Origin of the sequence: Arthrobacter oryzae, assembly GCF_003634095.1 — a bacterium.
Classification (GTDB): Bacteria; Actinomycetota; Actinomycetes; order Actinomycetales; family Micrococcaceae; genus Arthrobacter; species Arthrobacter oryzae.
On record NZ_RBIR01000002.1, the window covers coordinates 617,746 to 640,651 of the forward strand.

The following is a 22,906-nucleotide window of genomic DNA, read 5'->3' on the forward strand; positions in this document are numbered from 1 at the left end:
TACGCCAATCCCAAAACTGTACGGCAGATATGACGCGGGTTACAAGTGCCATGAAAATTGCCCAGGCAATGGGTTGACGCCCCGGGGTTACCGGGTCATAGTTTTCGTATACGATTTCGTACTCGATGAGGAGTAACTCTTGGAACTGGTCACCGACCACATCCTGGCCGCGGCCCGCAAGGTCATCGCGGTCCACATCAACTACCCCAGCCGGGCAGCCCAGCGCGGCCGCACTCCGGAGCAGCCCTCCTACTTCCTGAAGCCGACGTCGTCCCTGACGGTGGGTTCCGCGGAAGCCCCTTCAACCGTGGAGCGCCCTGCCGGCTGCGAACTCCTCGGCTACGAGGGCGAGATCGCCCTGATCATCGGCAAGCCCGCCCGCCGGGTGGGCATCGAGGACGCCTGGAGCCACGTCGAGTGGATCACGGCCAGCAACGACCTCGGCGTCTACGACCTCCGCTACGCGGACAAGGGCTCCAACCTCCGGTCCAAGGGCGGCGACGGGTTCACACCCCTCGGCCCGGGACTGATCGCCGCGGACACCGTGGACCCGGCCAAACTGCGGATCCGCACCTGGCACAACGGCGAACTCGTCCAGGACGACACCACCGGGGACCTGCTGTTCCCGTTCTCCCGGCTAGTGGCCGACCTGTCCCAGCTGCTCACGCTCGAAGAGGGCGACATCATCCTCACCGGCACGCCGGCCGGGGCCTCGGTGGCCAAGCCGGGCGACGTCGTCGAGGTTGAAGTCAGCACCGTTGAAGTCAGCACCGTTGAAGTCAGCACCGTTGAAGTCAGCACGACGACGTCGGGCGGCGCCGCTTCGGGTCTCTCCACCGGCCGGCTGGTCACCCGCGTAGAGGAAGGCACGACGCCGTTCGCGGACTTTGGCGCCCGGCCCAAGACCGATGACCTCCAGCGCGAGGAGGCGTACGGCTCGCGGGAAGCCGCCGGCCTGGCGGCTGCGGCCGGCGCCGGCGTCGGCGTCGGCGTCGGACAGATCCTGTCCCCGGAACTGAAGGCCAAGCTGGAAAGCGTCTGCACGGCCACGTTGTCCTCCCAGCTGCGCAAGCGCGGGCTGAACAACGTCAGCATCGACGGCCTCACCTCCACCCGCCCGGATCGGCGGATCGTTGGCCTGGCCCGCACCCTGCGCTATGTGCCCAACCGCGAGGACCTGTTCAAGACCCACGGCGGGGGCTTCAACGCCCAGAAGAAGGCCATCGACTCCGTCAACGAGGGCGAAATCCTCGTCATGGAGGCCCGCGGCGAAAAGGGCACGGGCACCATCGGGGACATCCTGGCCCTCCGCGCCCAGGTCCGCGGTGCCGCGGCCATCATCACCGACGGCGGCGTCCGCGACTTCTCCGCCGTGGCTGCCATGGACTTGCCCACCTATTACGCCAACCCGCACCCCGCCGTCCTGGGCCGCCGGCACATCCCGTGGGACACGGACATCACCATCGCCTGCGGCGGCACCACCGTGCAGCCGGGGGACATCATCGTGGCCGACGCGGACGGCATCCTGGTCATCCCGCCGGCCCTCGCCGAAGAGATCGCGGACGATTCCATCGGCCAGGAACGCGAGGAAACCTTCATCACCGAGATGGTCCGGCAGGGCCACAGCGTGGACGGCCTTTACCCACTGAACGCCGCATGGCGGGCCCGGTACTTGCAATGGGAAGCGATGGAAGCCGGTAAATCCCATGACTGACACAGCCAGCACAGCAGCCATACTGTCCGGAAACGGGGCCTCCGGAAGCAAGTCCGAGCAGGCCTATGCCACCGTGAAGTCCCGGATCGTGGACGGGACCTACTCCCCCGGCTACCGGCTGGTCCTGGCGAAGATCGCCGAGGACCTGGGCGTCAGCGTGGTACCGGTCCGCGAGGCCATCCGCCGGCTCGAAGCCGAGGGACTGGTGACGTTCGAGCGGAACGTCGGCGCCACCGTGTCCGGCATCGACCCCACCGAGTTCCTTTACACCATGCAGACCCTCAGCATCATCGAGGGCGCCGCCACGGCGCTCTCGGCCCCGCTGATCGGCGCGGCGGACGTGGCCCGGGCCCGGGCCGTCAACGCCGAGATGCGCGAGTGCCTGCAGCACTTCGACCCCGTCCGGTTCACGGCGCTGAACCAGGACTTCCACAGCATCCTGTTCGAGCACTGCCCCAACCCCCACATCCTGGACCTCGTCCACCGGGGCTGGAACCGGCTCGCATCGCTGCGGTCATCCACGTTCCGCTTCGTCCCGGGACGGGCCCACGAATCCGTGGACGAGCACGAGGCCCTGCTGCAGCTCATCGAAGCCGGGGCCGGCGCCGACACCATCGAAAAGGCCGCCCGCCTCCACCGCTCCGCCACCTTGGACGCGTACCTTGCCCAAAGCAACGCGGGGTCACTTAGCGCCCATTAAGGCCCCCAACATGGGCCGTAAGTGACCCCGCGTTGCAATATCTGTTAGGAAGACAACAATGACGTTTACTGCCTCGGCTACCGCCACCCACTACGTTCCGCAGGACCTGCCCACCCGGATCCAGCACTACATCAACGGCAAATTCGTTGATTCGGTGGGCGGCAAAACCTTCGACGTCCTCGACCCGGTGTCCAACACCAACTACGCCACCGCGGCCGCCGGGCAGAAGGAGGACATCGACCTCGCCGTCGCCGCCGCCCGCGAAGCCTTCACCAACGGCCCGTGGCCGAAGATGAAGCCGCGGGAGCGTGCCCGCATCCTGAACAAGATCGCCGACGCCGTCGAGGCCCAGGAGGCCCGGCTCGCCGAACTCGAAACCTTCGACACCGGCCTGCCGATCACCCAGGCCAAGGGCCAGGCGCTGCGCGCGGCCGAGAACTTCCGCTTCTTCGCGGACCTGATCGTGGCCCAGTTCGATGACGCCATGAAGGTCCCCGGCGCCCAGATCAACTACGTCAACCGCAAACCGATCGGCGTCGCGGGCCTGATCACGCCGTGGAACACCCCGTTCATGCTCGAATCCTGGAAGCTCGCCCCGGCCCTGGCCACCGGCAACACCGTGGTCCTCAAGCCGGCCGAGTTCACCCCGCTCTCCGCCTCGCTCTGGGCGCAGATCTTCAAGGACGCAGGCCTCCCCGACGGCGTCTTCAACCTCGTCAACGGCCTCGGCGAGGAAGCTGGCGACGCGCTGGTCAAGCACCCGGACGTCCCGCTGATTTCCTTCACCGGTGAGACCACCACGGGCCAGACAATCTTCCGCAACGCCGCGGCCAACCTCAAGGGCCTGTCCATGGAGCTCGGCGGCAAGTCACCGTGCGTCGTGTTCGCGGACGCCGACTTGGACGCCGCGATCGATTCGGCACTGTTCGGCGTCTTCTCCCTCAACGGCGAGCGCTGCACCGCCGGCTCCCGCATCCTGGTGGAGCGCGCGGTGTACGAGGAGTTTTGCGAGAAGTACGCGGCCCGGGCCAAGAACATCGTGGTCGGCGATCCGCACGATCCCAAGACCGAGGTCGGCGCCCTGGTCCACCCGGAGCATTACGCCAAGGTGGCCTCCTACGTCGAGATCGGCAAGTCCGAGGGCCGGCTGCTTGCCGGCGGCGGCCGGCCAGAGCACCTGCCCGCAGGCAACTACATCGCGCCCACCGTGTTCGCCGACGTCGCCCCGGACGCACGGATCTTCCAGGAGGAGATCTTCGGCCCCGTCGTCGCCATCACCCCGTTCGAGACCGACGCCGAGGCCCTCGCCCTGGCGAACAACACCAAATACGGGCTCGCGGCGTATATCTGGACCCAGAACCTGACCCGCGCGCACAACTTCTCCCAGAATGTCGAGGCCGGCATGGTCTGGCTGAACAGCCACAACGTCCGCGACCTTCGCACCCCGTTCGGCGGCGTCAAAGCCTCCGGCCTGGGCCATGAGGGCGGCTACCGCTCCATCGACTTCTACACCGACCAGCAGGCCGTCCACATCACCCTCGGCTCTGTTCATACGCCTAAATTCGGTCACATTGCCAAAACCGGCGCCTGAAATTCACCACAGCCAACCGGAACCCTTTCAAAGAAGAGAGCACACCATGACCAACTTCATCCCCACACCCTCCGTTCCGGCGCCGGACATCGTCCGCTGCGCCTACATGGAAATCGTGGTCACCGACCTCGCCAAATCCCGCGAGTTCTACGTGGACCTGCTGGGCCTGCACGTCACCGAGGAAGACGAGAACACCATCTACCTGCGCTCCCTCGAGGAGTTCATCCACCACAACCTGGTGCTCCGCAAGGGACCCATCGCCGCCGTCGCAGCCTTCGCCTACCGGGTGAAATCCCCCGCCGAGGTGGACGCCGCCGAGGCCTATTACAAGGAACTCGGCTGCCGCACCGAGCGCCGCAAGGACGGCTTCACCAAGGGCATCGGCGACGCCGTCCGGGTGGAGGATCCGCTGGGCTTCCCCTACGAGTTCTTCTACGAGACCGAACACGTCGAGCGCCTCACCCAGCGCTATGACCTCTACTCCGCCGGCGAGCTGGTCCGGCTGGACCACTTCAACCAGGTCACCCCAGACGTTCCGCGCGGCCGCAAATACCTGGAGGATCTCGGCTTCCGGGTCTCCGAAGACATCCAGGATTCCGACGGCGTCACCTACGCGGTCTGGATGCACCGCAAGCAGACGGTCCACGACACTGCCCTGACCGGCGGCAACGGGCCGCGCATGCACCACGTCGCGTTTGCCACGCACGAAAAGCACAACATCATCCAGATCTGCGACAAGATGGGCGCCCTGCGCATCAGCGACCGGATCGAACGCGGCCCCGGCAGGCACGGGGTGTCCAACGCCTTCTACCTCTACATCCTGGACCCGGACGGCCACCGCATTGAGATCTACACCCAGGACTACTACACCGGCGATCCTGACAACCCCGTGGTGACCTGGGACGTCCACGACAACCAGCGCCGGGACTGGTGGGGCAACCCCGTGGTCCCGTCCTGGTACACCGAGGCGTCCCTGGTCCTGGACCTGGACGGCAACCCGCAGCCCGTCGTCGTCCGCGAGGAGCGAAGCGAGATGGCCGTGACGGTGGGTGCCGACGGCTTCTCCTACACGCGCAAGGACGAGGACGGCTCCGCCGGGGAGAAAACGGGCTTCAAGCTCGGGGCGCAGGTCTAGCGTGCTGGATGCCAAGACGATCGAGGCCATCGCCGACGAACTGTTGGAGGCCGGACGCAGCCGCACCCCGGTCCCCCGGCTGACGGCCCGCTACCCGGACATGACGGTCGAGGACTCCTACGCGGTCCAGCAGCTGTGGCGGCGGCGCAACGAGGACGCAGGCCGAAGGCTCGTAGGCCGCAAGATCGGCCTCACGTCCAGGGCGATGCAGGCTGCCACCGGCATCACCGAACCGGACTACGGGGCCATCTTCGATGACATGGTCCTGGAAACCGGCTGCTCGGTCCAGTGGGACCGCTACACCCACCCCCGGGTGGAAGTGGAACTGGCGTTCGTGCTGAAGCAGGACCTCGCCGGCCCCGGCTGCACCATCTTCGATGTCCTGAACGCCACCGATTACGTGGTCCCGGCCCTGGAGATCCTGGACTCGCGGATCGAGATGGAAGGCCGCACCATTGTGGACACCATCGCCGACAACGCCGCGATGGGCGCCATGGTGGTGGGCGGCCGGCCGGTGAAGCCCGACGCCGTCGACCTCCGCTGGATTTCCGCCATCCTCTACAAAAACCAGACCGTGGAGGAAACCGGCGTCGCCGCCGGGGTCCTGGACCACCCCGCCAACGGGGTGCACTGGCTGGCCAACAAGATCGCCGCCCACGGCGACGGCATGAAAGCCGGCGACATCATCCTCGCCGGCTCCTTCACCCGGCCGCTCTGGGTGCACAAGGGCGATACCGTTCATGCCGACTACGGACCCCTGGGAGTTGTCACATGCCGCTTCGAATAGAGCCCGACGCCACGTTCCGTGACGCACTCACCGCCTCGGACAGATCCCTGGCCGGGATGTGGGTCTGCTCCGGCAGCCCCCTGATCGCCGAGCTCTGCGCCGGGTCCGGCCTGGACTGGCTGCTGATCGACGCCGAGCACAGCCCCAACGGGCTGGAATCCATCCTCGCCCAGCTCCAGGCCGTCCGCGGCTACCCGGTTCACCCCGTGGTCCGGCCGCCGGTCAACGACACCGTGCTGATCAAGCAGTACCTGGACCTCGGTGTCCAGAACCTGCTGGTGCCCATGGTGGACTCCGCCGCCGAGGCCGAAGCTGCGGTGGCCGCGACCCGTTATCCGCCGCAGGGGGTCCGGGGCGTGGGCTCGGCCCTTGCCCGGGCCGCGCGCTGGAACCGGATCCCGGACTACCTCGCCCGCGCCAGCGAGACAATCAGCGTCACCGTGCAGATCGAATCCGAAGCAGCCGTCGCCGCTGTCGAGGAGATCCTCGCCGTCGACGGCGTGGACGCGATCTTTCTGGGCCCGTCCGATCTCGCCGCGTCGATGGGCCTGCTGGGACAGCAGGAACACCCCCGGGTGCGGGGCGCCGTCGAACACTGTCTCGCCGCCGCCCAAGCGGCCGGCAAACCCGCCGGCGTGAACGCCTTCAACCCGGAAACGGCCCGCGCCTACCTGGCCGCCGGCGCGGCCTTCGTACTGGTCGGCGCCGACGTGGCGCTGCTGGCCCGCGGCTCCGAGGCCCTCGCCGCCGCCTACATCCCGTCGGGCCCGGCGGTTGCGCCCGCCGGCACCCCCGGCAGCTACTGACGGTCCTCCGCGTTAACCGCGACGGCGGCAGCCACCTCGTGGAGGTGACTGCCGCCGTCGTCGTGGTGCAGGACGTCACTGTGTAGATCGACGCAGTGCAGATCGATACAGTGCAGATCGACGCAGTGCGCGCCCCGGGCTCCTAGCTGAAGAGCTCGCTCTTGGGCCCGTTGTTCTTGACCTTCTGCCAGCCCAGCCACAGCATCAGGGCGAAGAACGGAACGGTGGCCAGCGTCCACAGGCCCAGCTGGAAGACTTCACCGGTCTTGCTGGTCATGGTGTCGAACCCGATCAGCACGGTGATCGCCAGCAGCGCGGCGAGGCCGGCCCAGCTGGTCCAGGGTGAGCCCGGCATGGGGAGGCTGGAGACGCGTCCCTTCTGGTGGCGCAGCGCGATCTGGCTGGCGAAAATGGCGCCCCACGTGAAGATCACGCCGATCGAGGCGGTGTTCAGCGCGAGGTCGAAGGCGTGCGAGCCGCCGAGCCAGATGTTCAGGAGGATGCCCACGAGGTAGAACGCGGCGATGGCCAGGATGGCCGCGTACGGCACGTGGCGCTTGGACATCTTGGTGAGCCACTGCGGGGCATGCCCGTTGTTGGCCATGGTGCGGAAGACCCGGCCGATCGAGTACAGGCCCGAGTTGCAGGAGGACAGCGCGGCGGTGATGACGATCATGTTCATGACGTCGCCCACCCAGCCGAGGCCCATCTGGCCGAAGACGGTGACGAACGGGGAGACGCCGGCCTTGTACTGGTCGGAGGGCAGCAGCATGGCCAGCAGCAGCACGGAACCGACGTAGAACACCACGATGCGCAGCACGACGGCGCGGATCGCCTTGGGCACTTCGCGCTTGGCGTTTTCCATCTCGCCGGCGGTGATGCCGACGAGTTCGATGCCGTTGTAGGCGAAGATCACGGCATTGAGGACGAGAACCATGACGAGGGCGCCCTTGGGGAACATCCCGCCGTCGTCGGCAAAGAGGTTGGCCACCGAGGCGTGGCCCCCGCCCACCTTGGCGTTGGTGACCACCATGAAGGTGCCGACGGCCAGGAAGATCAGGATGGCGCCGACCTTGAGGCAGGAGGCCCAGAATTCAAACTCGCCGAACGCCTTGACGCTGAACAGGTTGACGGCGACCAGCAGCGCGAGGGCGGCAATCGCGGAGGCTTCCACGGGCACGTTGGGGAAGAAGAACTGGAAGTACAGGCCGATCGCGATCAGTTCCGCAATGCCGGTCATGCCCCAGTTGATGAAGTACATCCAGCCGGAGATGAAGGCGCCCTTCCTGCCGAACATTTCACCGGCGTAGCTGACGAAGGAGCCCGAGGTCTGGCGATACATGATGAGCTCGCCCAGCGCCCGCATCAGCAGGTAGGCGATCACGCCGGCAATCGCATAGGAGAAGATCAGCGCGGGGCCGGTGGAGGCCAGCCGTCCGCCGGCTCCCATGAACAGGCCGACGCCGATCGCGCCGCCCATCGAGATCATGGTGACGTGGCGGCCGCTGAGGGTCTTCTTGTAGCCCTCGGCGCTGAGAGTCGAGTCGACGGCGGGTTGCGCCGGCGCGCTCTTAAGTTCGGTGGAAGTACTTTGTGGCACAACAGTTCCTTGTAGGTCGGGGATCGGCCGGGGCTGAACCGTGGATTCAGGCACACGCAATTCGGAGTTAGCCCGCTGCGGGGCAACAATGTGTACCGAATCTCACAAAGGGTCGAAGCTTCGCGCGGCTCGTCCATAGTACTAGCTATCCGGCGCGTACCGTGACGCGGGCAACACCGGAGACCGCCCCGGACCCGCCACAGCACCGGTCATTTCACACAAAAGCGCTGGTCAGGCCGCTGCTTCCATTATTCTGAGCACACTGGCGGGGATCTTCCTGCCGGTGCGCCTGCAACATCACTGCAGGCCATGGCGGGAACGCCGTGAGTCAGGGGGGACTATGAAACAGAGAGCGCTACTGCCTGCAGTGCTGCTTCTCGCACTAGCTGGGTGCTCGAGCGGCGGTTCCGGCCCGGCCGGGCCAAGCGAAAGCCGCACCGCAACGGCGCCGGGGATGCCGGCGTCGACATCACAAACACCAACATCAGGATCTCCGGCGCCGGGTACCTCCGCGCCCGCCGATGTTTCCACTTCGCTGAACGCGCCCGACGCATTGCGCCAGCACGCCTGCACCGCAACAGCCGACGGGTCGTGGTCCTTCACTGGGACCCTCGTCAACAACACGGCCAAGAACAAAGTGTTCACCGTGGCCATCGCGGTCACCGCCGGCCCCGCCATGGCAGGGCACACGCTCATCACCAAGGTAGTTCCAGCCGGCCAGTCGGCCGACATCGCCGCGGCGAACTTCGCCAAGACCAAGGACAGCGCCGGAACCTGCACGCCGGTCGTCTCCGTAGAGGATGCCCCATGAAATCGAAGTTACTTCTCATCACGGCGGTGATCCTCGGACTTACTGCCGGGCCGCTGGCAGCCGGGCCGGCCTTCGCTGAAGATGTGACGCCGGCAACCAGCCCGGCACCCACGACGACCGCGACGCCGGCACCGACCGGGTCCACCTCGGCCCCCGCCGATCCGGCTCCGGAAGGGACTGCTGTTCCCGCTGCGACGGCAACGCCCACCGCGGAGCGTCTCCGGCCCCTGGCCGACCCGACAGTGACGCCGACAGTGACGCCGACAGCGACGCCGACCGCGACCCTGGCGCCGACGCCTCAGCCGGCCGCCTTCGTTACGCAGGGACCCATCGCGGCGAAGTGGACAGCGCTCAAGGGTGCCGCCGGCGCCCTCGGCGCTCCGACCGCCGACCAGGTCTGCTCCTCCGGCGTTTGCAGCCAGACCTTCGAAGGCGGATCCATCTTCTGGACCACGTCAACGGGGGCGCACCCGGTCCTCGAGACCGGCGGACACACCGGCCCCCGCTGGTACGCGAAGGGCGCCCTGGCGGTTTTCGGCTACCCCGTCACGGACGAGACTGCGGTGTCCGGCGGAACTATCCAGAAGTTCTCCCGTGGCCCCATCGTGGCCTGGACCGGCACGCAACTGCTGGAGTTCTCGGCCACAAGCGGGATCGGTAGCCGCTGGGTCGCCGCCGGCGGCGAGGCGGTCTTGGGCCTTCCCGTGGCCGCCGAGGCCTGCGGGCTGAGGGCATCCGGGTGCTTTCAACAGTTCGGTAAAGGCTACATCTACTGGGCGCCGGGAATCGGCGGCCAAGTCGTCTGGGGCAGCATCCTGGGGCGATGGAAGGACGACGGGGCACAAAACAGCCTGCTGGGCTACCCGCTCACCGGGGAGTCCTGCGGTCTGGCGGCCGGGGGCTGTGTGCAGCGCTTCGAAGGGGGCAGCATCTTCTACTCGCCCACCTCGGGCGCGCACGCGACCCGCGGCGCCATCGGCAACCGATATGCCGCGGCCGGAGCGCCGCGCAGCATGCTGGGCTACCCGCTCACAAACGAGGCCTGCGGACAACCGTCCGGGGGCTGTGTGCAGCGCTTCCAAGGCGGAAGTATTTACTGGTCATCCACCACGGGTGCGTGGATTTCCGGCAAGGGAATCGACAGCAAATTCGTGGCAGCAGGTGGCCTTCGCAGCTCGCTGGGCTATCCCATCGCGAGCGAGCGTTGTGCTAACGGCGCCTGCGCGCAGTCCTACCAGCACGGGGATATCACTTGGGCCAGGTCCGGGGCCAGGCTCTATGAGATGTCCGAGTGCCATAAGCTCAACAACGGCCAGGCCAAGTACCCCACGTACGGAGCGAACCGCGTCCTGCTGACCTGGACCTCGGGCTACGGAATATCCCATGCGACCAATCTGTACTGCATGAACGTCGCCGGAGTTTACGTGCCGGACTGGCGGACTGACGGTTACGTCGGGAAATCAGGCTTCAAGCCGCCGGGCGTGCCGTCCGGCCCCACCCGTAACCTCTACTCCCCCACCGGGTCGTTTTCCGTGACCGAGGCGTTCGGCCTCGGCAACCCGGGCACAAAGCTTGCCTACCGCACGCTCAACCCCCAGTCGCGCTGGGGCGGCAACCCCTGGACGGCCACCTACAACAAGTACCACGAGTCCTCCTCCTGGGTCGGCTGGGATGAGAACATGTGGTGGTTCGCCAGCCTGGGCTACTACCGCCAAGGCGCGGTCATCAACTACAACCGGCCCAACATCGTCCAGGACGCCGGCTTCGCCATCTTCCTGCACATGAACAAAATCCCGACAGCCGGCTGCATCTCGCTCGATGACTGGGCAGTGGTGGACTACCTCCGCAAGTCCACCCCGGGCGACCGGATCATCATGGGGACCTACGGGGCACTGTTCCGCTAGATCCAGACGCACCACAGCACCCAAAGCTAACGCCCGGCGCCCTCGGCCCGGGCGTTAGCCATTTCCGGCGGCCCACCGTGGCGACCGGCGCTAGGCTGAGGACATGGGCACAGCTCTCCGCACACCACCAGCGCCGCAACCGGAGCTATACCGGTTCTCCCGGCTCGATTTCATCACCGCCGGGCTCTACGTGGCCGTGGCCGCCTTCTTCGCCGTGGCGGGCGAGCTGCTGGCGCCGGCGCTGCTGCGCATTTCGCCCAATCCTGCCGTCGCGTCCTACGCGGTGAACCTGATCTTTTACGCGACCATCGGCGCCCTGGCCCTGGCCGCCGCACGGCGCGTCGCCGCACGCGACCTCCGCGTCCTTGCCACGCGGCCGTGGTTCACCGCACTCATGGTGCCGCTGGCCGTGGTGGCGATGCTCATCCTCACCGCGGTCCTGGTAGCCGTCAGCGGGCCCGTGCAGACCTCCGCCAACCAGGCCGGGCTGCAGGCGCTCATGCAGCAGGTCCCGGCCTGGCTCATGGTACCGCTGCTGGTGATTGTGGGCCCGTTCGTTGAGGAATACATTTTCCGCCACCTGCTGATCGGCAAACTGAGCCGCAGGATCAACCTCTGGTTCTGCTGTGCGCTGTCCGTGGTCCTGTTCGCGGCCATGCACATCGTGGGCCAGGAGCAAATGACCCTGCAGGTGCTGATGCCCTACCTCGCCATGGGCGCCGTCCTGGTGTTCGTGTACGTCTGGACCGGCAACAACGTGATGTTCTCCTACTTCGTCCACGCCTCCAAGAACCTTCTGGCGGTGGTCTTCGTCTACGCGATTCCGCCGGAGGTCCTCGAACAGCTCCAGCACGTCCAGGGCTAGCCAAACCAACGCGGGGTCACCTACGGCCCATCCCGGGGCCCAACATGGGCGGTACGTGACCCCGCGTTGCTTGGAAACGGGAGGAACTTCCTCGGCCCGGGCACCTTCCGGCGCGGGCCCCGGCGTCGTAGGTTCTTTCCATGACACTGAACATCCAGATCGCCGTGGACTGCATCAACCCGCACAGCCTCGCCGATTGGTGGGCCGAAACCCTGGACTGGGCCGTGGAGCCGCAGGACGCCGGTTTCATCCGGTCCATGATCGAGCAGGGCTTCGCGACGGAGGCGGACACCCGGGTACATCGCGGGAACCTCGTGTGGAATGCCGGGGCCGCCATCCGTCCGCCCGAAGAACTCGACGCCACATCGCCGGCCCGGCGCATTCTCTTTCAGACGGTGCCGGAACAAAAAACGGCCAAGAACCGGGTCCACTGGGACGTGAGGCTCGCGGGGGCAGACAAGGACGAGGTGCGCACGGCCCTGGAGGCCCGCGGCGCAACCTTCTTGTGGACGGCCCGGCAGGGACCGCACGAATGGCACACCATGGCGGACCCGGAAGGCAACGAGTTCTGCATCAGCTGAGCCGATTACTAGACTCGGACTGTGAGTAACGAAATCCCCGCCAAGGTATCCGACGTCTTTGACCCCACCCGGTGGCGCACCGTGTCCGGTTTCGACGACTTCCAGGACATGACCTACCACCGGCAGGTGGAGCGTTCCGCCGCGGGAGAAGTGGTCCGGGACCTGCCCACCGTCCGCATCGCCTTCAACCGGCCCGAGGTCCGGAACGCCTTCCGCCCCGGCACCGTGGACGAGCTCTACCGCGCCATGGACCATGCCCGGATGACCCCGGACGTGGCCACCGTCCTGCTCACCGGCAACGGCCCGTCGGCCAAGGACGGCGGGCACTCGTTCTGCTCCGGCGGGGATCAGCGCATCCGCGGCCGCGACGGCTACCGGTACGCCGAGGGCGAGACAAAGGAAACCATCGATCCCGCCCGCGCAGGCCGGCTGCACATCCTGGAAGTCCAGCGGCTCATGCGCACCATGCCCAAGGTGGTCATCGCCGTCGTCAACGGCTGGGCGGCCGGCGGCGGCCATTCCCTACACGTGGTCTCGGACCTCACGATCGCCTCCCGGCAGCACGGAAAATTCAAGCAGACCGACGCCACCGTGGGTAGCTTCGACGCCGGGTACGGCTCGGCGCTCCTGGCCCGCCAGATCGGCCAAAAGTCGGCCCGGGAGATCTTCTTCCTGGCCCGCGAATATTCCGCCGAGGACATGGTTCGCCTGGGCGCCGTGAACGAGGCCGTGGACCACGCCCGCCTCGAGGACGTCGCCCTGGAATACGCCGCCGACATCGCCCGGCAGTCCCCGCAGGCCATCCGCATGCTCAAGTTCGCCTTCAACCTGGCCGACGACGGCCTGGCCGGCCAGCAGGTCTTCGCCGGCGAAGCCACCCGCCTGGCGTACATGACCGATGAGGCCGTGGAGGGCAAGGAAGCCTTCCTCGAAAAACGCGACCCCGACTGGTCCAAATTTCCGTACTACTTCTAGGGGCGTTGTGACTTCCGGAGCCATGAACATCGAGCCCGCGCTCAAGGCGCTGGCTGCTGCCCTCCAGGGCGAGGGACCCGCCGTCGAGCTCGCCGCCGGGCCGGACGGCTCACCGGTGCCGGCCTTCCCCGAAACGCCCGGGGTGGAGGACGCTGCCGTCGTGGTGCGGACCTCCGGGTCCACCGGCGCGCCGAAGGCAACAGTCCTCACCGTCGATGCCCTGGCGGCCTCGTCAGTGGCGACCGCCTTTGCCCTGAAGGGCGAGGGCCAGTGGCTGCTGGCGCTCCCCCTGCAATATGTCGCCGGCGTTCAGGTGCTGGTCCGCTCACTCTTCGCCGGCACCCGCCCCTGGGTCATGGACTTGACCGGCGGCTTCACCCCGGAGGCCTTCACGGCCGGGGCGTTGGAGCTCACCGATAAGATCCGTTTCACCTCGCTGGTGCCCACCCAGCTGCGGCGGCTGCTGGACTCGCCCTCGGCCGCGACCCTGGCCGTGTTGCGGCGCTTCAACGCCATCCTGCTCGGCGGCGGCCCCGCCTCGGCGGAACTCCTCGCGGCGGCCCGTGACGCCGGGGTGAAGGTGGTGACCACCTACGGATCGGCCGAGACCTGCGGCGGCTGCGTGTATGACGGCTTCCCGCTCGAAGATGTCCTGGTCCGGGTGGAGGACGATGGCCGCATCCTGCTGGGCGGGGCAACCATCGCGGCCGGCTATCTGGCGGCCCCGGAGCTCTCGGCAGAGACCTTCACGGTAAAGGACGGCGTCCGCTGGTACCGGACCAACGATCTCGGCTCCATCGACGCCACCGGGAAGCTGACCGTCCTCGGCCGGGCCGACGACGTCGTCATCACCGGCGGGCTCAAGGTGTCGGCCGCGCAGGTCCAGGCTGAGCTGGAGAAGCTCGACGGCGTGCGCGCGGCGTTTGTGGCCGGGGTCCCCTCCGCCGAGTGGGGCCAGGCCCTCGCCGCGTACGTGGCGGTGGCCGACAGCACCCCGGAAGGCCTGGCGGCGTTCGCGGCACGGCGGGCCCAGACGTGGGGGCCGGCCCTGGGGCCGCTGGCACCGAAAACGGTCCTGCCCGCCGCCGAACTGCTCATGCTGCCCAACGGCAAACCGGACCGAATGAGCATGACGGTCCTGCTGGACGCGCTGCATCAGGGAAAATAGACAAGCCGCCGCTTACAGACCGGCCTTTGAACCAACCAACGAGTATTCAACCAACCAATGAGGTACTGACCGTGGCCACAGCCGCACAATGGATCCAAGGCGCCCGACCGCGCACCCTGCCCGCCGCGATCGCGCCGGTGCTGATCGGCAGCGCAGCCGCGTACGAGATGGATTCGTTCATCCTGCTCAACGCCTTGCTGGCCGCTATGGTCGCCCTGCTCCTGCAAATCGGGGTCAACTATGCCAACGACTACTCGGACGGCATCCGCGGCACGGATGAGGACCGGGTGGGCCCACTGCGGCTGGTGGGCTCGGGCGCGGCCAGCCCGGAGCACGTCAAACGGGCGGCGTTCGCGGCGTTCGGGCTGGCGATGCTGTTCGGCCTGATCCTCGTGATCATCACGCAGGCCTGGTGGCTCATACTCGTCGGCATCGGTTGCGTGCTGGCCGCGTGGGGCTACACGGGCGGCAAGAACCCTTACGGCTACCTCGGCCTGGGCGACGTCTTCGTGTTCGTCTTCTTTGGTCTCGTGGCAACGCTCGGCACCACCTACACGCAGGCGGGCCGGCTCAGCGTGGCCGCCATCATCGGCGCGATCGGCACGGGGCTGATCGCGTGCGCCCTGCTGATGGCCAACAACGTCCGGGACATCCCGACTGACAGGAAGGCCGGGAAGAAGACCCTGGCAGTGCGGCTCGGGGACAAGCACGCCCGCGAAAGCTACGTTCTGATGCTGGCCGTCGCGATCCTGCTCGTCATCGTCCTGGCCCCCACCCGTCCGTGGATGCTGATCGTGCTGCTGCTGATCCCTGCCATCCTCATGCCGTCCTGGCTGATGATCTCCGGGCGTCGCCGCAAGAGCCTCATTCCGGTCCTCAAGCAGACCGGGATGATCAACCTCGGCTTCGCCGCGCTGTTTTCACTCGGGCTCGTCCTGAGCCACGGCTTCTAGGGCCCTGGCGGCGAGCCGCCGCTTTTGGATTGCGGGCGGGGGCCGGGCCCGGGCTCGGGCCACGGTCTCTGCGTGCGGAGTCCCTGGGGGCACAGCCCTTCAACGGCCGTTGAGGCCGCCCCGGGAGAGGCCCTGCCGGGTCCCCTTCCGGGGCACAGTTCAGGGCGCGGCCGGGAGGAGCCCCCTACCGGATCCGCGACCGTGCCGGGGCTCTGCCGCGGCGGCTAGGAGTCCTTGGGGCGGCGGTCCGACTGGACTGCGATGTCCGGGTTTGCGTCAACCAGGCGGTCCTCGGCCTCGGCGTCGGCAACCTCGCCCGGACTGCGCAACGGCTTGGCCTTGCCCGAGAACCGGTGGTGAAGGGTCGCGGTGGCCGCATCGCGCTGCTTTTGGAAGAACAGGAAGCTGATGGCAAAGGCCATCATCCCGGCGCACAGCGCAGCCAGCAGCACCCCCAGCTGCAGGTACAGGAAAAGCGCGAACAGGGGCGCAAACAGCGCCAGCCGAATCAGGGTGTATTTGAGGAAAGCCACCCCTCAAGTTTAGCCGCCGGGACGGCCGCCCCGCGTCGGCCGCACCACTCCCCGGCCCGCGACGCCGGGGGCCCGTACCGGGCGCCGGGGACCTGCGACGTCGAGCCGCCTGACGGCTAGACTGAAGACATGCTCCGTGTAGTGGTTCCGATCGTCATACTGGCCGTATTCGTCTATGGACTGGTCGACCTCATCCGCACTGACGCAAGACTGACTCGGGGGATCTCCAAGACGGCCTGGATCTTCGTGCAAATCCTCCTCCCTCTCGTTGGCGCCACCTTGTGGTTCCTCATTGGACGCCCGCGTGCCACGGATACCGCTCCCGTCCCCTACAGCCACCCCGTGGCACCCGACGACGACCCCGATTTCCTGCGCAACCTTGAAATCCGCCGCCGCAACCAGGCCGAGGCCGAGAGGCGCAAAAAGCTCAAGGACGAGCTCGACGCCAAGGAACGCAAGCTCGACGACGGCGCCGCGGAAGCGGGCGGCACCCAGGGCGCCGGCGATGCCCACGAGCCCGGCGACGCCGGCACGCAGGGCACGGACGAAGTAAAGTAGCGAAGCTCCCGCGCCCTCCCGGCCGGTAGTGATTTTTCGTCGAAAGTGGCGCTTGATTTAGGGCTCGAATGGCCAATTCGGCGTTCCCTCGGCGTTCCTTCGGCAGGCTGGACCGACCGTTGCCCCGGATCGATATAGTTGCGGCATGCCCGACCTGATCGCCCCTACCGAACGCCTGCACGGCGCCTGGCTCACGGCACATGCCGAGTGGGGTGCCGGCCTCCATGAGGATGGCTTCGGACTGTTGCCGACCGACGAGGTCAACTCAGAAGCCGGGTTTGCAGCCTGGGTGGCGCGGCTCACCGATGACGCCGCACGTTGCACATACCGGTGGATCATCGAAGACGACCAAGTACTCGGCGGGATCGCGCTGCGGCACGAATTCACTGACTTCGTTCAGTGGGCCGGGCATATCGGCTACGGTATCCGGCTGTCCGCTCGCCGACGCGGCCTGGCCACGTGGGCACTCGGCCAGATGGTGGACGAGGCCCGGGTGCTCGGTATGGACCGGCTGCTCGTTGTCTGCGAGGCCGGCAACGGCGGCTCCGCAAGGACGATCGAGCGCCAAGGCGGCATCCTCGAACGAGAATCCGATAGTGAAACCAGCGCCGCGTGGCGCTACTGGATCCGAACCAGTGAGCCGAGCCCATAGTCCGCTGAGAGGCCTGTGCCTTCGTGTGATGCGGGACCCGCTGTTGCCCCGGATCACACAGCTGCGGCCATTCGCCCCGGACGGCCGGAATTCCACCCTCAAAGCGGCCATATCCGGCAAATCGCCGCCACGCATCGGCTCCGCGCCTGCCACTCACGCTGCCGACTCCTCCCCCACTCCATGGCCGGGCTGTGGATAAGTCCCGAGCCCTTTCGGCGCGGGGGCAGAATGCTCATATGCGCGAGCCCCGGGAGCTACCCCCGCACCTTCGACACCGGCCCTTCACAATGGCCGAGGCCCGCACCGCCGGGCTGAGCCGACGACGGACCCGGGCCCAGGACCTCGTCACCCCCTGTTACGGAGTGCGCGCCACCGCCGCCATCCCGGATAGTTTGCTGAAACGCGTGCATGCCCTGACAGCGGTGACGGGCGCAGTCGTAAGCCATCTGTCGGCGGCAGCGCTGTGGGGCTTCCCCCTGCCGCGGGCCGTGGAGAACCTGGCGGTCATCCACCTGACGAGTCGGCCGGGCCGGCGGGCTGTCCGGCACAAAAACGTGGTGGGGCATCAGCGGACACTCGAACCGGAGGAGATCGTGTCCGGTGCCAGAGCGAGCTGCACCTCCCCGCTGCGGACATGGTTCGATCTCGCCGGCATACTAAGCCTCGATGAATTGATAATTGCCGGGGACTTCCTGTTGCGGCGGAGAAATCCATTGACCACCCTCGACAGGCTGGACGCATTCCTCGCCGGGAAGCAAGGCAGGCCGGGCTACCGCCGCGCCATGCGTGCCCGCTCCCTGATTCGCGCCAGCACTGACTCCCCCAAAGAAACCGAGCTCCGGCTACTTCTGATTCGGCACGGCCTGCCCGAACCCGGAATCAACGTCCCGATGTTCGACGAGTCCGGCGGTTGGATCCAAGACCCGGACCTCTCCTACGAGCAGGAAAAGGTAGCGATCCAGTTCGACGGCGGGCATCATGCCACTCCGGCCCAGCGTCGCAGCGACATCTTCCGGGATGAGAACGCCAGGGATGCCGGGTGGCGCGTCGTCGTATTGACCCAATGGCACTTGACCCCGTTCGCCCCCGGGATGGAGCCGGCCGCAGTTACCCGCGTGCGTGCGGCGCTGACTGAGCGTGGCTGGACTCCCGCCTCGGTGCCGAAACCGGGGCGGCGTCGACGCGCTCGCCCCACACCCCCGCCATCTGCCACGAATGGCCGCTAAGCGCGGTCGCATAGCGGCCATCTGAGGCGAATCGATTAAGGTCGAGCGCGCAGCCCCCGGCGTGCTTTGAGGTCGGGCCCGCTCCGCCTCAGGCGCGCGGCCGAGGCAGGCGCAACCCCAGAGCCTCAACGCCCTGCCACGCCGCCCCAACCGCCCCGTAGGGCAGCCACCTGACACGAATGGCCGCTAAGCGCGGTCCCATAGCGGCCATCTGAGGCGAATCGATTAAGGTCGAGCGCGCAGCCCCCGGTGTGCGGTGAGGTTGGGCCCGCTCCGCCCCAGGCGCGCGGCCGAGGCAGGCGCAACCTCAGAGCCTCAACGCCACGCCACGCCGCCCCAACCGCCACAAAGCGCACCCACCTGACACAAATGGCCGCTAAGCGCTGTCGCATAGCGGCCATCTGAGGCGAATCGAGAGAGGGCCGGAAGCACGCCGTCCCAACGCCGCAGAACGCACCCACCTGACGCGAAAGGCCGCTAAGCGCGGTCCCATAGCGGCCATCTGAGGCGAATCGACAGAGGACCGGCACCACGCCGCCCCAACCGCCCCATAGCGCACCCACCTGACACGAAAGGCCGCCAAACGGGAAGTTTGGCGGCCATTCGTGGCAAATCGCGGAGGCGTGGCGCATCGCGGAGGCCTTGCAGCTCTGCGGCGCGGTTCACAGCCCGAGCAGGTTCACCGCCCGAGCAGGTTTACAGCCCGGAGTAGGAGTGCAGGCCGTTGAAGAACTGGTTCACGATCGTGAAGTTGAAGACCACGCACAGGTAGCCGACGATCGACAGCCACGCGGCGCGGGTTCCGGTCCAGCCGCGGGTGGCCCGGGCGTGAAGGTATCCGGCGTAGACAACCCAGATCACGAAGGTCCAGACCTCCTTGGTGTCCCAGCCCCAGAACCGGCCCCAGGCCTTCTCCGCCCAGATCGCGCCGAACATGAGGGTGAACGTCCAGCCGACGAAGGCGATCGCGTTGATGCGGTAGGAGAGGTTCTCCAGGCTCAGGGCGTTCGGTACCAGGCGCATGAACCCGAGCTTGTCGGCCCCGCCGGCGGCGATCGTCTTCTGCCGGTGCGACTGCACGAGCTGCAGCGCGGACATGGCGAACGTCAGGGTGAACAGCGCCGAGGACATCACCGCGATGGAAACGTGGATGAGCAGCCAGTAGCTCTGCAGCGCCGGCACCAGGTGGCCCACGGGGGTCCAGAAGGCGATGGACGCCGCGACAAGCATGATGATGGCCAGGCCGATCACGAATGTGCCCAGGAAGCGCAGGTCGCGGCGGATGAGCACCAGGAGGAAGACCGCCACGGCCACGAAGGCGCCCGTGGTGAGGAATTCGTACATGTTGCCCCACGGCACCCGGCCTGCGCCGAGCGCGCGGGTGATGACGCCGGCGGCATGGATTGCAGCGCCCAGGACGGTCAGCGCGACGGCAACCCGGGCCGGGGCACGCCGCTCGCCGCCGTAGCGCATGCTGCCATCGGCGGTCATGCCCGCCGTCGCGCGGCTGCCGGAGGCGGCCGACGTCGGACGCTCGGCGCGGCCCGCAGGTCCGCTGACGTCGGAATCGGCGCGGTCAATGTTGCCGCCCGCGGCCGCCGCACCGACGCCGACGGGTACGCGCGCGGCCTCGGGGGTCGTCGCCTGACCGGCGAGTTCCGCGGCCTTGAGGTCCACCGCGCGCAGCATCTTGCTGCTCTTGGCCAGATCCCAGGCGAAGGCGATGAAGGCCACCGTGTACGTGCCGGCTGCCAGGAGCATGAAGAGCTCGCTGTACTGGCCCATGGTTTCGTTGATCGAGAACAACATTACTGATCCTTCTTCGACTCGGACGAGCCGGCTGTTGACTGGATGAAGTCTTCTGCGGGTTGTTCAGGGGTGGCGTGCGTGGCGCCGCCGCCGTTCGCGGCGGTATCCGCCCGGTCATTATCCGTTGTCCTGCTGGGAACGGGCTGGGAGCCGCGCGTGGCGTCCTCCGCTAACTGCCATTCGCCGGCCAGGAGTTTGCGGATGGCTGCGGCCTCCCCGGCCAGGCGGTGGTCTTCACCGCGAGCCAGCAGGCCGTACTCCACCATGGTGCGGCCGTCCTCGTGGGTGCCGGTGCGGACCCAGACGCGGCGGCGGTTTACGTACAGCGAAGTGACCAGCCCGCCGACGGCCAGGAGCGCAAAGATCAGCGCGTACAGCTGGCCGGGGTTGTGGTGGATGTCCACGCCGATGTAGCGCTTCACGCCGTCGAAGCTGATGGAGCCCTTGCCGTTCGGCAGCGTGTAGCGGCTGCCCGGTGCCAGGACGATGCCCTTGGTGGGCAGGTTCCTGGCGTTGAGCGGTGTCAGCTTCTGGACGTCGAGTTCGAAGACGTTCTGCGGGGAACCGGCGTTCAGGCCGAGGTCGCCGTAGTAGGAGTTCAGGGTCAGCTGCGGGTTGATGAGCTCGGGGTCACCGCTGAAGGAGACGCCCTTGTCCGTGACGAAGGCGGTCGGCAGGAAGAACCCCGCGAAGGCGAGCTGGTCCGGCTTGGCGTCCGGGACTTTGATGACCACGGAAGAGTAGTAGTTCTCGCCTTGGAGTTTGGCCACGACGGGACCCTGCATGGCGATGTTGCCCGCGCCGTCGCGGACGGTGACCACGGGGGCGTAACCGTTGCCCGTCAGGTACACGCTGGTGCCGCCGAGGCTCAGGGGGTCGTTGACCTTGAGCACTTCCTTCTTGGCGGGCGCGCCCGGGTTTTCCTTCGTGGTCACGGCGGCGGTGAAGTCGATGGGCTGCCCGAACTTGCCCTTCGATTCGCGGTCAAAGGTGATGTTGAACTTGTCCAGCTGGACCGAATACGGCTGGAGCTGGCTGCTCTGGAAATTGGTGCCGGGCGAGAACTGGTCATAGCCGACCAGGGTGTTGACGAAGGTGTCGCCCTCCACCAGGATCCGCTGCCCGCTGTAGCCGAAGAGGCCGCCGGCGGCCACCGAGACCAGCACCCCGATCAGCGCAGTGTGGAAGACGAGGTTGCCGACTTCCCTGAAGAAGCCGCGCTCGGCACCCAGGGAGGGGCGGGCGCCGTCGCGGTCCCTGATGTCGACCCGGTATCCGCGTTTCTTCAGCAGCTCCGCTGCGGTGGAGATGGCGTCCGACGCCGGGATCCCGGCGTCGGACGGAATGACCAGGGTGCCGTATTCCGGGAGCCTGGACAGCCGCGCGGGGGTCCGCGGGGGCTGGGAGCGCATCGCTTTGTAGTGGGCGATGGCGCGCGGGATGACGCAGCCGATCAGCGAGACGAACAGCAGGAGGTAGATCGCGGAGAACCAGGCCGAGGAGTAGACGTCGTAGAGCTGAAGCGAGTCCAGGATCTTGCCGTAGTCCGGGTGGTCCTTGATGTACTGCGTGACAATCGCCGGGTTGGCCGGGCGCTGCGGGAACAGCGAGCCGGGCACGGCGGCGACCGCCAGCAGCAGCAGCAGGAACAGCGCCGTGCGCATGCTGGTCAGCTGCGTCCACGCCCACCGGAGCATGCCCAGCGGACCCAGCGCAGGCAGGACGGCGTCGGGCTTCGGGGACTTCTTCTTCTTTACGTTCACGCGCTCGCTCATCAGATCGGCAATTTCACATCGGTTTGGAACCAGTACTGCAACCCGGAGACCCAGGTACCCCACACGCCGCTGGCCATCAGGATGCCCAGCAGGATCAGGATGCCGCCGCCGGTGCGCTGGATGGCGAGCCGGTGCTTGCGGAAGAAGGACATCACGCCCACGCCGCGGCGCACGGCCAGGGCGATCAGCAGGAAGGGGATGCCCAGCCCAAGGCTATACACGAACGCCAGGAACGCGCCTTTGGCAGCCGATGAGCCGCCGGAGAGGCTCAGTAATTGGACGGCGGAGTAGGTGGGGCCGATGCACGGCGCCCAGCCCAGCCCGAAGGTGATGCCCAGCAGGGGCGCGCCCCACAGCCCGGCCGGGGGTTTGGCGTGGATCTTGGCGTCCCGCTGGAGCCAGCCGAACCCGCCCATGAACACGACGCCCATGAAAATCACCGCGACGCCCAGCACCTGGGTAATCCATTTGTTCTGCGAGCCGGTGATGAGGCTGCCCAGTTGCCCGAACGCCCCGCCGAGGAGCACGAAGATCACGGAGAAGCCGAGGACGAAAAGCCCGATCCCGGCCAGCATGCGGCCGCGCCGCTGCTTCTGCAGGTCGACGCCGGTCAGCCCGGTGACGTAGCCCAGGTAACCGGGCACGAGCGGAAGAACGCAGGGCGAGAGGAAGGAGACGAATCCGGCCAGGAGCGCGACGGGGATGGCAAGCAGGAGCGATCCGTTCAGGATGGCTTCGGCGAAGGGGCTGTTCACGGTGCGGA

At 67.3% G+C, this 22,906-nt stretch carries 21 protein-coding genes; 16 read left to right on the top strand and 5 right to left on the bottom strand.

From position 1 onward, the window contains the following. Window positions 1–139: 139 nt before the first annotated feature. From C8D78_RS07165 to C8D78_RS07190, 6 genes are read left to right on the top strand one after another with little or no spacing between them, the layout of a single operon-like run. A complete protein-coding gene (locus C8D78_RS07165) occupies window positions 140–1,714 on the top strand; it encodes a fumarylacetoacetate hydrolase family protein (protein WP_120951497.1) in 1,575 nt (524 codons plus the stop codon). Further along, window positions 1,707–2,414 (top strand): GntR family transcriptional regulator, encoded by a 708-nt coding sequence (locus tag C8D78_RS07170; protein WP_120951499.1) that lies wholly within the window; start codon window positions 1,707–1,709, stop codon window positions 2,412–2,414. The genes C8D78_RS07165 and C8D78_RS07170 overlap by 8 nt, the downstream gene beginning before the upstream one ends. A gap of 58 nt (window positions 2,415–2,472) precedes the next feature. Further along, on the top strand, window positions 2,473–4,005 hold the full coding sequence (hpaE, locus tag C8D78_RS07175; protein ID WP_120951501.1) for a 5-carboxymethyl-2-hydroxymuconate semialdehyde dehydrogenase: 1,533 nt from the start codon (window positions 2,473–2,475) through the stop codon (window positions 4,003–4,005). A 46-nt stretch (window positions 4,006–4,051) separates the two neighbouring features. Continuing rightward, complete coding sequence (gene hpaD / locus C8D78_RS07180) at window positions 4,052–5,140, top strand: 3,4-dihydroxyphenylacetate 2,3-dioxygenase (protein WP_120951503.1); 1,089 nt, start codon at window positions 4,052–4,054, stop codon at window positions 5,138–5,140. Between the two features lies 1 nt (window position 5,141). Continuing rightward, the gene (gene hpaH, locus C8D78_RS07185; protein WP_120951505.1) at window positions 5,142–5,927 is read left to right on the top strand and encodes a 2-oxo-hept-4-ene-1,7-dioate hydratase; all 786 of its coding nucleotides are present in this window, start codon (window positions 5,142–5,144) and stop codon (window positions 5,925–5,927) included. Continuing rightward, window positions 5,912–6,733 (top strand): HpcH/HpaI aldolase family protein, encoded by an 822-nt coding sequence (locus tag C8D78_RS07190; RefSeq protein ID WP_167467868.1) that lies wholly within the window; start codon window positions 5,912–5,914, stop codon window positions 6,731–6,733. The genes hpaH and C8D78_RS07190 overlap by 16 nt, the downstream gene beginning before the upstream one ends. A gap of 142 nt (window positions 6,734–6,875) precedes the next feature. On the opposite strand, the gene C8D78_RS07195 is transcribed toward C8D78_RS07190, so the two are convergent. Further along, entirely contained in the window at window positions 6,876–8,333 is a 1,458-nt protein-coding gene (locus tag C8D78_RS07195) for an amino acid permease (RefSeq protein ID WP_120951507.1), read from the bottom strand. 454 nt (window positions 8,334–8,787) lie between these two features. Here C8D78_RS07195 and C8D78_RS07200 point away from each other — a divergent pair, with 454 nt between their 5' ends. The 7 genes from C8D78_RS07200 (at window position 8,788) to C8D78_RS07230 (ending at window position 15,590) form a co-directional block, all read left to right on the top strand. Continuing rightward, window positions 8,788–9,144 (top strand): hypothetical protein, encoded by a 357-nt coding sequence (locus C8D78_RS07200; RefSeq protein WP_147429563.1) that lies wholly within the window; start codon window positions 8,788–8,790, stop codon window positions 9,142–9,144. Continuing rightward, window positions 9,141–11,048, top strand: coding sequence for a hypothetical protein (locus C8D78_RS07205; protein WP_120951510.1), 1,908 nt, complete (start codon window positions 9,141–9,143; stop codon window positions 11,046–11,048). The genes C8D78_RS07200 and C8D78_RS07205 overlap by 4 nt, the downstream gene beginning before the upstream one ends. A gap of 103 nt (window positions 11,049–11,151) precedes the next feature. Further along, window positions 11,152–11,913, top strand: a complete 762-nt coding sequence (locus C8D78_RS07210) for a CPBP family intramembrane glutamic endopeptidase (protein WP_120951512.1) — start codon at window positions 11,152–11,154, stop codon at window positions 11,911–11,913. 140 nt (window positions 11,914–12,053) lie between these two features. Next, entirely contained in the window at window positions 12,054–12,494 is a 441-nt protein-coding gene (locus C8D78_RS07215) for a VOC family protein (RefSeq protein WP_120951514.1), read from the top strand. Between the two features lie 21 nt (window positions 12,495–12,515). After that, window positions 12,516–13,469 (top strand): 1,4-dihydroxy-2-naphthoyl-CoA synthase, encoded by a 954-nt coding sequence (locus C8D78_RS07220; protein WP_120951516.1) that lies wholly within the window; start codon window positions 12,516–12,518, stop codon window positions 13,467–13,469. A 22-nt stretch (window positions 13,470–13,491) separates the two neighbouring features. Further along, a complete protein-coding gene (locus C8D78_RS07225) occupies window positions 13,492–14,637 on the top strand; it encodes an AMP-binding protein (protein ID WP_120951518.1) in 1,146 nt (381 codons plus the stop codon). Between the two features lie 71 nt (window positions 14,638–14,708). Beyond that, the gene (locus C8D78_RS07230) at window positions 14,709–15,590 is read left to right on the top strand and encodes a 1,4-dihydroxy-2-naphthoate polyprenyltransferase (RefSeq protein WP_120951520.1); all 882 of its coding nucleotides are present in this window, start codon (window positions 14,709–14,711) and stop codon (window positions 15,588–15,590) included. A 224-nt stretch (window positions 15,591–15,814) separates the two neighbouring features. On the opposite strand, the gene C8D78_RS07235 is transcribed toward C8D78_RS07230, so the two are convergent. Next, the gene (locus C8D78_RS07235) at window positions 15,815–16,123 is read right to left on the bottom strand and encodes a DUF4229 domain-containing protein (protein ID WP_120951521.1); all 309 of its coding nucleotides are present in this window, start codon (window positions 16,121–16,123) and stop codon (window positions 15,815–15,817) included. A gap of 129 nt (window positions 16,124–16,252) precedes the next feature. Between C8D78_RS07235 and C8D78_RS07240 the strand changes: the two genes are divergently transcribed. The 3 genes from C8D78_RS07240 (at window position 16,253) to C8D78_RS07250 (ending at window position 18,559) form a co-directional block, all read left to right on the top strand. Then, a complete protein-coding gene (locus C8D78_RS07240) occupies window positions 16,253–16,681 on the top strand; it encodes a PLD nuclease N-terminal domain-containing protein (RefSeq protein ID WP_120951523.1) in 429 nt (142 codons plus the stop codon). A 145-nt stretch (window positions 16,682–16,826) separates the two neighbouring features. Then, window positions 16,827–17,333, top strand: a complete 507-nt coding sequence (locus C8D78_RS07245) for a GNAT family N-acetyltransferase (RefSeq protein ID WP_120951524.1) — start codon at window positions 16,827–16,829, stop codon at window positions 17,331–17,333. A gap of 236 nt (window positions 17,334–17,569) precedes the next feature. Further along, window positions 17,570–18,559, top strand: coding sequence for a hypothetical protein (locus tag C8D78_RS07250; protein ID WP_244208287.1), 990 nt, complete (start codon window positions 17,570–17,572; stop codon window positions 18,557–18,559). Between the two features lie 696 nt (window positions 18,560–19,255). Here the strand turns inward: C8D78_RS07250 and ccsB are convergent. From ccsB to C8D78_RS07265, 3 genes are read right to left on the bottom strand one after another with little or no spacing between them, the layout of a single operon-like run. Beyond that, a complete protein-coding gene (ccsB, locus tag C8D78_RS07255) occupies window positions 19,256–20,368 on the bottom strand; it encodes a c-type cytochrome biogenesis protein CcsB (RefSeq protein WP_208641894.1) in 1,113 nt (370 codons plus the stop codon). Next, window positions 20,368–22,143 carry a cytochrome c biogenesis protein ResB gene (gene resB, locus C8D78_RS07260; protein WP_120951526.1) on the bottom strand — a complete coding sequence of 592 codons (1,776 nt, stop codon included), beginning with the start codon at window positions 22,141–22,143 and terminating at the stop codon, window positions 20,368–20,370. Before resB ends, ccsB begins: the two co-directional genes overlap by 1 nt. After that, window positions 22,143–22,898, bottom strand: a complete 756-nt coding sequence (locus tag C8D78_RS07265) for a cytochrome c biogenesis CcdA family protein (protein WP_120951528.1) — start codon at window positions 22,896–22,898, stop codon at window positions 22,143–22,145. The genes resB and C8D78_RS07265 overlap by 1 nt, the downstream gene beginning before the upstream one ends. Window positions 22,899–22,906: the final 8 nt, after the last annotated feature.

Bases quoted from the DNA above. Each gene is read 5' to 3' on its own strand.
- C8D78_RS07225 (WP_120951518.1), top strand. From the start codon at position 13,492: ATGAACATCGAGCCCGCGCTCAAGGCGCTGGCTGCTGCCCTCCAGGGC.
- C8D78_RS07200 (WP_147429563.1), top strand. From the start codon at position 8,788: ATGCCGGCGTCGACATCACAAACACCAACATCAGGATCTCCGGCGCCG.
- hpaD (WP_120951503.1), top strand. From the start codon at position 4,052: ATGACCAACTTCATCCCCACACCCTCCGTTCCGGCGCCGGACATCGTC.
- C8D78_RS07215 (WP_120951514.1), top strand. From the start codon at position 12,054: ATGACACTGAACATCCAGATCGCCGTGGACTGCATCAACCCGCACAGC.
- C8D78_RS07205 (WP_120951510.1), top strand. From the start codon at position 9,141: ATGAAATCGAAGTTACTTCTCATCACGGCGGTGATCCTCGGACTTACT.
- C8D78_RS07250 (WP_244208287.1), top strand. From the start codon at position 17,570: ATGCGCGAGCCCCGGGAGCTACCCCCGCACCTTCGACACCGGCCCTTC.
- ccsB (WP_208641894.1), bottom strand. From the start codon at position 20,368: ATGTTGTTCTCGATCAACGAAACCATGGGCCAGTACAGCGAGCTCTTC.
- C8D78_RS07170 (WP_120951499.1), top strand. From the start codon at position 1,707: ATGACTGACACAGCCAGCACAGCAGCCATACTGTCCGGAAACGGGGCC.
- C8D78_RS07210 (WP_120951512.1), top strand. From the start codon at position 11,152: ATGGGCACAGCTCTCCGCACACCACCAGCGCCGCAACCGGAGCTATAC.
- C8D78_RS07245 (WP_120951524.1), top strand. From the start codon at position 16,827: ATGCCCGACCTGATCGCCCCTACCGAACGCCTGCACGGCGCCTGGCTC.
- C8D78_RS07190 (WP_167467868.1), top strand. From the start codon at position 5,912: ATGCCGCTTCGAATAGAGCCCGACGCCACGTTCCGTGACGCACTCACC.
- hpaE (WP_120951501.1), top strand. From the start codon at position 2,473: ATGACGTTTACTGCCTCGGCTACCGCCACCCACTACGTTCCGCAGGAC.
- C8D78_RS07240 (WP_120951523.1), top strand. From the start codon at position 16,253: ATGCTCCGTGTAGTGGTTCCGATCGTCATACTGGCCGTATTCGTCTAT.
- resB (WP_120951526.1), bottom strand. From the start codon at position 22,143: ATGAGCGAGCGCGTGAACGTAAAGAAGAAGAAGTCCCCGAAGCCCGAC.